Source organism: Mesorhizobium sp. M7A.F.Ca.CA.002.04.1.1, from assembly GCF_004022805.1.
GTDB classification, from domain to species: Bacteria; Pseudomonadota; Alphaproteobacteria; order Rhizobiales; family Rhizobiaceae; genus Mesorhizobium; species Mesorhizobium ciceri.
Map to the genome: position 1 here is coordinate 1 of NZ_RZPL01000262.1, position 7,024 is coordinate 7,024.

Annotated in this window: 7 protein-coding genes; 1 reads left to right on the forward strand and 6 read right to left on the reverse strand. The window is 65.3% G+C overall.

All coding sequences use genetic code 11. The features are described from left to right. Positions 1-58: 58 nt before the first annotated feature. Positions 59-1,162 (forward strand): alcohol dehydrogenase family protein, encoded by a 1,104-nt coding sequence (locus ENZ75_RS15475; protein WP_127378977.1) that lies wholly within the window; start codon positions 59-61, stop codon positions 1,160-1,162. A 12-nt stretch (positions 1,163-1,174) separates the two neighbouring features. On the opposite strand, the gene ENZ75_RS15480 is transcribed toward ENZ75_RS15475, so the two are convergent. The 6 genes from ENZ75_RS15480 to ENZ75_RS15505 all read right to left on the reverse strand — a co-directional run. Next, positions 1,175-2,221, reverse strand: coding sequence for an ornithine cyclodeaminase (locus ENZ75_RS15480; RefSeq protein WP_063170115.1), 1,047 nt, complete (start codon positions 2,219-2,221; stop codon positions 1,175-1,177). Between the two features lie 29 nt (positions 2,222-2,250). Further along, positions 2,251-2,880 carry an FMN-binding negative transcriptional regulator gene (locus ENZ75_RS15485; RefSeq protein WP_063170114.1) on the reverse strand — a complete coding sequence of 210 codons (630 nt, stop codon included), beginning with the start codon at positions 2,878-2,880 and terminating at the stop codon, positions 2,251-2,253. Positions 2,881-2,884: 4 nt separating this feature from the next. Next, complete coding sequence (locus ENZ75_RS15490; protein ID WP_027035600.1) at positions 2,885-3,766, reverse strand: branched-chain amino acid ABC transporter permease; 882 nt, start codon at positions 3,764-3,766, stop codon at positions 2,885-2,887. Positions 3,767-3,771: 5 nt separating this feature from the next. Further along, the gene (locus tag ENZ75_RS15495) at positions 3,772-4,476 is read right to left on the reverse strand and encodes an ABC transporter ATP-binding protein (protein ID WP_063170113.1); all 705 of its coding nucleotides are present in this window, start codon (positions 4,474-4,476) and stop codon (positions 3,772-3,774) included. A 4-nt stretch (positions 4,477-4,480) separates the two neighbouring features. After that, on the reverse strand, positions 4,481-5,647 hold the full coding sequence (locus tag ENZ75_RS15500; RefSeq protein ID WP_063170112.1) for an ABC transporter substrate-binding protein: 1,167 nt from the start codon (positions 5,645-5,647) through the stop codon (positions 4,481-4,483). Positions 5,648-5,688: 41 nt separating this feature from the next. Beyond that, a partial coding sequence (locus tag ENZ75_RS15505) for an ATP-binding cassette domain-containing protein (protein WP_128278170.1) occupies positions 5,689-7,024 on the reverse strand: 1,336 nt, incomplete at its 5' end.

Below are 7,024 nucleotides of genomic sequence, written 5' to 3' on the forward strand. Positions count from 1 at the left end.
TCGTGTCGAGGACCGCCGATGCGGTCAAGAGCGTGTTTGCCAATCTCTGAGATCGACTATGAATGCCATGACCAGACCCCTCCCCGCCACCATGGCCGCCGTGCTGCTTGTCGGGCACGGCGGGCCGGAAAAACTCGTCTACCGCAGCGATGTGAAAGTGCCCGCGCCTGCGCCAGGTGAAGTGCTGGTCAAGGTCAGCGCTTGCGGCATGAACAACACCGATGTCTGGGTGCGCCAGGGCGCCTATGGCACGGAGGAGGACGCTGCCGCCGTGTCGACATGGCGGCGCCAGGGCAACACGCTTGTTTTCCCGCGCATCCAGGGCACCGACACCGTCGGTACCATCGCCGCCGTCGGCGAAGGCGTGTCGCCGGAGCGTATCGGCGAACGGGTGATGGTCGATTTCTCCATCTACAATCGCGACGACGATTCGCTCGCCGACATCGACTATATGGGCCATGGCCGCGACGGCGGCTACGCCGAATACCAGGCCGTGCCGGCCGAGAATACGCATGTCGTCGATACCGACATGAGCGACGTCGAACTCGCCACCTTCTGCTGCGCTTACCTGACCGGCGAACAGATGCTGGAGCGCGCCGGCTTGAAGGCCGGCGAGCGCGTGCTGGTCACCGGCGCCTCGGGCGGCGTCGGTTCCGGCATCGTGCAACTGGCACGGGCGCGCGGCGCCATTCCCTATGCCGTCGTCGGCAAGGGCAAGGAACAGGCGGTGCTGGACATCGGCGCCGAGGCGGTCATCACCCGTGGCGTCGCAGACCTGCCGCAAGCCGTGATTGAAGCGACCGGCGGCCAACCGATCGACGTGGTGGCCGACCTGGTCGGCGGCGCGATCTTCAACGACCTCTTGCGTATTCTCAGGCCCGAAGGCCGCTACACGACCGCCGGCGCGATTGCCGGTCCGGTCGTGCAACTCGATCTCAGGACCATGTATCTCAAGCAGTTGCAGTTGCATGGTTCGAGCCAGGGCACGCGCGCGGATTTCCGTCGCATCGTTGGTTACATCGAGGCGAAGAAAATCCGGCCGCTGGTCGGTGGCGTCTACAAGCTCTCCGATTTCCACCATGCGCAGGCGGATTTCATTGCCAAGGATTTCGTCGGCAAGCTGGTGGTGGTGCCGGATGCCATGTGGGGTTCGGCTGGCTGAACACTCTATGCCTCAACCCTGCTGGGCCGCCCTCAACAGCATGCCGAACAGGTCGCGCGGTTCGTCGGGGTCGGCCAGCATGTCGAGTTCCTGGTAGAGGCCGGTCGACTTCAGCTGATCCCTGACATAGCGCAGCGCCGAAAAATCCTCGATGGCGAAGCCGACCGAATCGAACAGCGTGATCTGGCCGGAATCGCGCCGGCCTTGCACGGCGCCTGACATCACCTGCCACAACTCGATCACCTCATGATCCGGCGCAAGCTGCTGGATCTCGCCCTCGATGCGGGTCTGCGGCGGGTATTCGACGAAGATGTCTGAGCGCAGCAGGATATCGCGATGCAATTCGGTCTTGCCGGGACAGTCGCCGCCGACCGCGTTGATGTGCACGCCGGAGCCGACCATGTTGTCTGTGAGGATGGTGGCGTACTGCTTGTCGGCGGTGACGGTGGTGATGATGTCAGCCCCCTCGACCGCCTCCTGCGCGGTGCCGCAGGCGACCATGTCGAAGCCGAGACCGGCGAGATTACGGATGCATTTTTCGGTGGCCGAGCGGTCGATATCGTAAAGCCTCAGCCTGTCGACGCCGAGCAGCGCCTTGAAGGCCACCGCCTGGAATTCGGCCTGGGCGCCGTTGCCGATCAGCGCCATGCAGCTGGAGCCGGCCGGCGCCAGGTACTTGGCGGCCAGAGCCGACATCGCCGCCGTGCGCAGCGCCGTCAGGATGGTCATTTCGGACAGCAATACCGGGTAGCCATTGTGGACGTCGGCGAGCATGCCGAAGGCGGTCACGGTCTGGCGTCCCTCGCGCATGTTCTTGGGATGGCCGTTGACATATTTGAAGCCGTAGACTTCGCCGTCGCTGGTCGGCATCAGTTCGATGATACCCTCGGCGCTGTGCGAGGCGACGCGCGGCGTCTTGTCGAACAGCTCCCAGCGGCGGAAATCATTCTCGATGTAGCCGGCGAGTTCGACGAGGAAGCGTTCGACGCCGATCTTCAGCACCAGCTTCATCATATGATCGACGCTGACGAAGGGCACGATGTTGAGATTGGGGATCATTTTTTCTTATCCTTGCCGCATGCAGGCGCTCAGTCCTGGCGATGCGCGTTGTGTGCCTTCATCATTGTTGCCAGCGCCGGATCGTTTTGCTCCAGCACCCTGATGGCTCCGCCTGTGTCGTAGAGGCGCTCATCCTGGCCCATCTTGAACTTGGCTTCGAGCCGCCCGATCGGCAGGTCAAACCCTATGATACCAGGTATGCGCCGCTCCATGCCGCCTGGTCCGAGCTCACGCATGCCCCAGCGATCGTCGCGATCCTTCTCCAGCACGTCGACAAGCTGCAGGAGATGCCGGGCGGTGCCGTGATCGTCGAGCGGCACCGGATGCCCATGACAATGCACGACGGCAAAGTTCCAGGTCGGCGCGCTGTCGCGCACCGGATTGCGCGGATACCAGGACGGCGAGATGTAGCCATGCGGGCTGTGGAAGACAGTGATCGTCTCCCTGCCTTCGCTGATCAAGGTGCTGTGCGGATTGGCCCGGGCGAGATGCGAGATCAGCGTTCCGTTTTCACCCCGCGCGCGATCGAGCACGAAGGGAAGATGAGAGACGACAAGGCCCTGCGGTCCCGCTGTCACCACCGTGGCAAAGGCCGCGGCCTCGATCAGGCCGAACACCTCGTCGCGCGACAGTGGCGCGAACTCGGGCTTGGTATACATCAGGTCAGCTTCGCTGGGCGCGAACCGCCGGGATCAGGCCTTGCGGGCGAACCAGCAGCACGGCGATGACGCCCGACAGCACGATGGCGTCGCGATAGGGCGCGATCGCTCCCGGCAATGTCGCTTGCAGCAGCACCTCGATGATGCCGAGCAGGAAGCCGCCGGCGACAGCACCGGGCAAGCTGCCGAGCCCGCCGACGACGGCGGCGATAAACGCCTTCAGCACCGGCGTGAAACCCATCAGCGGGTCGACCGAGGCACGCTGCGCCACCCACAGCATGGCCGCCAGCCCGGCGAGCAGGCCGGAGAGCAGGAAGGCGGTGGCGATGATGCGGCTGGCCGGAATGCCCATCAGGCGCACGACGTCGAAATCCTCCGCTGCGGCACGCATCGCCGTCCCGGTCACCGAGCGGCGCAGGAAGACTTCCAGCGCAATCAGCGCCAGTGCGGAGACGACGATGGAGATGCTGGGACCGACGCCGATGGTGAAATCGCCGAAGGAGAAAGCGCCGGTCATCCAGCCAGGCATGGCGACAGCCTGCGGCCGCGCCGAAATGCCGTTCTGGAAGACGACCTTCAGCAGGCTGGAGACAGCGAAGCTGGTCAGCAACAGACTGGTGACGCTGGCGCCGCGCATCGGCCTGAACGCGATGCGCTCCATGGCGACAGCGGCGAGCGCGCCGCAGGACACGGCGACAAGCACCGCCACCGGGAACGGAAAGCCAAGCACCAGCGAGGCCAGCAGCGCATAGCCCGACAGCGTCATCAGTTCGCCATGGGCGAAGTTGATCAGGCCGACGATGGAAAAGACGATCGCCAGCCCGAGCGCCAGCAGCGCATAGACGCCGCCGAGGCTCACCGCATTGATGATCTGCTGCGCGATCATGCTTCTTAAGCTCCTAGATAGGCCTGGCGGACGAGGTCCGAAGAGGCGAGTTCTTTTGCCCTGCCCGACAGCACCACTTCGCCATTGGCGAGCACGACGGCGCGGTCGGCGATTTCGAGCGCCAGCGCCACATTCTGTTCGACCAGAAGGATGGTCAGGCCCTTGCGGCGCAGTTCGGCGATCAGGTCGAAGACGGTGTCGATCAGTTGCGGGGCAAGGCCGAGCGAGGGCTCGTCGAGCAGGATCATGCGCGGCTTGCCCATCAGCGCGCGGGCGATGGCCAGCATCTGCTGTTCGCCGCCCGACAGATTGCCGCCCTTGACGCGGTGGTAGCGGCGCAGGATCGGGAACAGCTCCAGCATCTCCTCTTCGCGCAGCCGCGCCTCGGCCGCCGGCTGATGCACCGCGCCGCCGAGACGCAGATTGTCGGCCACCGTCAGGCTGGCGAAGATGCGGCGGCCTTCCGGAACCAGCGCGACGCCCTTGCGGGCGATCGCCTCCGGCGCCAGGCCGGTGATGTCGACACCGTCGAAGACCACCTTGCCCGATGCCGCCGGCACCAGCCCGGCGACGGCGCCGAGCGTCGAGCTCTTGCCGGCACCGTTGGCGCCGACCAGGGCGATGATCTCGCCGCTGTCGACGGCGAGGTCGACGCGGCGCACCGCCTCGACCTCGCCGTACCGGATTTTCAGGGCTTCGACGCTCAGCATGACATCACGGCGCCGGAACGTCGGCGGCTTCGGGGATCAGGGTCTCGACATGCTTGCCTTCGCCGCCCTCGTAGCGCATCAGCGCCACTGGCCGCAGCGGCATGCGGTCGGTGCCGGCATAGGTGATCTTGCCGGTGATGCCCTCGAAATCCTTGAGGCCGGCGATGGCGTCGCGGATCGCCTTCGGGTCGTCGGAGCCGGCCGTCTTGACCGCCTGGTCGAGGATCAGGCCGATCTCGTAGCCATTGACCTCATAGGTCGATTCCGGCGCATGGCCGGCATATTTGGTGAAGGCGGCGTTGAAGGCTTCGAGCTTGCTGCCCGGCTCGGCATAGCCGGCCGCGGTGTAGACGACGCCGTCGACCAATTTGCCGAGCGCCTTGATGGTCGGCGTACCGATGGCATCGGCTCCATAGACCGGGATGGTGACGCCGGCGCCGCGCAATTGCTGGATGAAGGCTGGGAAATCGGGCTCATAGGCCGCCGTCATGATCAGGTCGGGCTTATCGGCCAAGCCCTTGATGTTGGTGATCTCGGCGGAAAAGTCGGGCTGGCCCATGCTGAAAGTGCCGCGGCCGACAATGGTGCCGCCCTTCTTCTCGAACACCTTGCCGAAATATTCCGGCAGATTGGCGGTGTAGGTGGAGTCCGGCGAGGTCAGCAGGAACACCTTCTTCTTGCCTTCGGAGACGGCGAAGTCGGCAACCGCCGTCGCCTGTACATTGTCGGCGGGATAGGTGCCGAACATGACATCGCCGACCGCGCCGGTGAGCACCGGGGCGGAGCCGCACAGCGTCAGGGTCGGAATGCCGAGAGGCTGGGTCAGCTGGCCGGCGGAAATCGAGGGATCGGCATCGCACGGCGTGATCATGATCTTGGCGCCGGCATCGATCAGCTCCTGCGCGACCGTGGCGGTCTGCGCGGTGTCGGAGCGGGTGTCCTTGATCAGCAGCTTGACGGTGTATTTGCCGCCGAACCCGCCCTTGGCGTTGAGTTCGTCGAGCGACATGCGCAGGCCGGCAAGTGCCGGCTGGTCGTAAGGGGCAAGACCGCCTGTCTGCGCGGTCGCGGCACCGATGATGATCTCCTCGGCGCTGGCCGTCGAAATGGTGGCGATGCCGAACACGGCAGCGCAGAAGGCGGCGCGATGGAGGCGATAGAGGCTTGGCATGTCGGTTCTCCTTCTGGATTTTTGTCGTTGGTCGTTGCGGTCTATGCGGTCTGGTTTTCAGGCGTTGCGGTCTTGGCGAGCGCCGTGCGGCTGCCGAGATAGGCGGCGATCACGGCGGGGTTCTTCTGAACGTCGCCCGGCGTGCCGTCGGCGATGACGCGGCCATGATCGATGACGACAATGCGTTCGCACAGGTTCATCACCAGCCTCATGTCGTGCTCGATCAGGACGACGCCGATGCGGCGCTCGGTGCGGACTGTCGAGAGGATGGAAACCAGTTCGGCGGTCTCGACGGCGTTCATGCCGGCGGCCGGCTCGTCCAGCAGCAGGAAGCGCGGCTTCAACGCCAGCGCACGTGCCACTTCCAACCGGCGTCGCTGGCCATAGGCAAGCCTGGCGGCCGGCTGATCGGCAAATCTCTCCAGCCCCATGCGCGCAAGTTCACCCATTGCCGCCGCCTCGGCATGGACGAGATCAGGCTCTACCTGGCGTGCGGCGACGACGACGTTTTCCAGCACCGTCATGTGCGGGAAGACGCGGATGTTCTGGAAGGTGCGGGCAACGCCGGAGCGCGCGAAGCGGAAGGCAGAAGCCTGCCGCACCGCGCCACCCACCGACACGGTACCGGCACTTGGCTTGACATCACCGGCCAGCATGTTGAGCAGCGTCGTCTTGCCGGCGCCATTGGGGCCGATGATACCGGTGATGCTGTCCGTTTCGAAACTCAGGCTGACGTCGTCGACAGCAACGACGCCGGCATAACGGCGCGACAGACGCTCGGCGGAGAGCCGGTCACTCTCGACACGCTGCGGAGGTGCCGCCGAAGCCGTCACGGCCTGACGTCCGGGCCGGCGCAGCAGGTTCAGCTCACGCTCGCCGAACAGGCCGGTCGGGCGTCGCCAGATGACCAGGATCATGGCGATGGCAAGCACGCCCTGGGTCAAGCCGAACAGGACAGGCAGATGCAGGCTGAGCACTTCGCCGCCGCCTTCGAAGCGGCGTACCACTTCGACCAAAACGATGGTGACGATGACGCCGGCGAAAGCGCCGAGCGACGAGGTCATGCCGCCGACGATCAGCATGGCAAGCATGGTGAAGCCCAGGTCGAAATAGAAATCGCGCGGTGAAAACGCACCCAGAAACTGCGCCATCATGGCGCCGGCAGCCATGGCGGCGACGACACCCGCCACCCAGGCGGCCAGACGCGCCGTGCGTTGGTCGACGCCGACGGCGGCCGCACCACGCTCGTCATTGGCGGCGGCTCGGCTGGCAAGGCCGAAAGAGGTTTCGCGAAACAGCCTCGCCGCCACCAGCGCCACCGAAGCGACTGCGGCAGCGGTCCACAGCCCGACCTCACGCGGCACGCCGTAGAAAGGC

Bases quoted from the DNA above. Each gene is read 5' to 3' on its own strand.
- ENZ75_RS15475 (WP_127378977.1), top strand. From the start codon at position 59: ATGAATGCCATGACCAGACCCCTCCCCGCCACCATGGCCGCCGTGCTG.
- ENZ75_RS15480 (WP_063170115.1), bottom strand. From the start codon at position 2,221: ATGATCCCCAATCTCAACATCGTGCCCTTCGTCAGCGTCGATCATATG.
- ENZ75_RS15485 (WP_063170114.1), bottom strand. From the start codon at position 2,880: ATGTATACCAAGCCCGAGTTCGCGCCACTGTCGCGCGACGAGGTGTTC.
- ENZ75_RS15490 (WP_027035600.1), bottom strand. From the start codon at position 3,766: ATGATCGCGCAGCAGATCATCAATGCGGTGAGCCTCGGCGGCGTCTAT.
- ENZ75_RS15495 (WP_063170113.1), bottom strand. From the start codon at position 4,476: ATGCTGAGCGTCGAAGCCCTGAAAATCCGGTACGGCGAGGTCGAGGCG.
- ENZ75_RS15500 (WP_063170112.1), bottom strand. From the start codon at position 5,647: ATGCCAAGCCTCTATCGCCTCCATCGCGCCGCCTTCTGCGCTGCCGTG.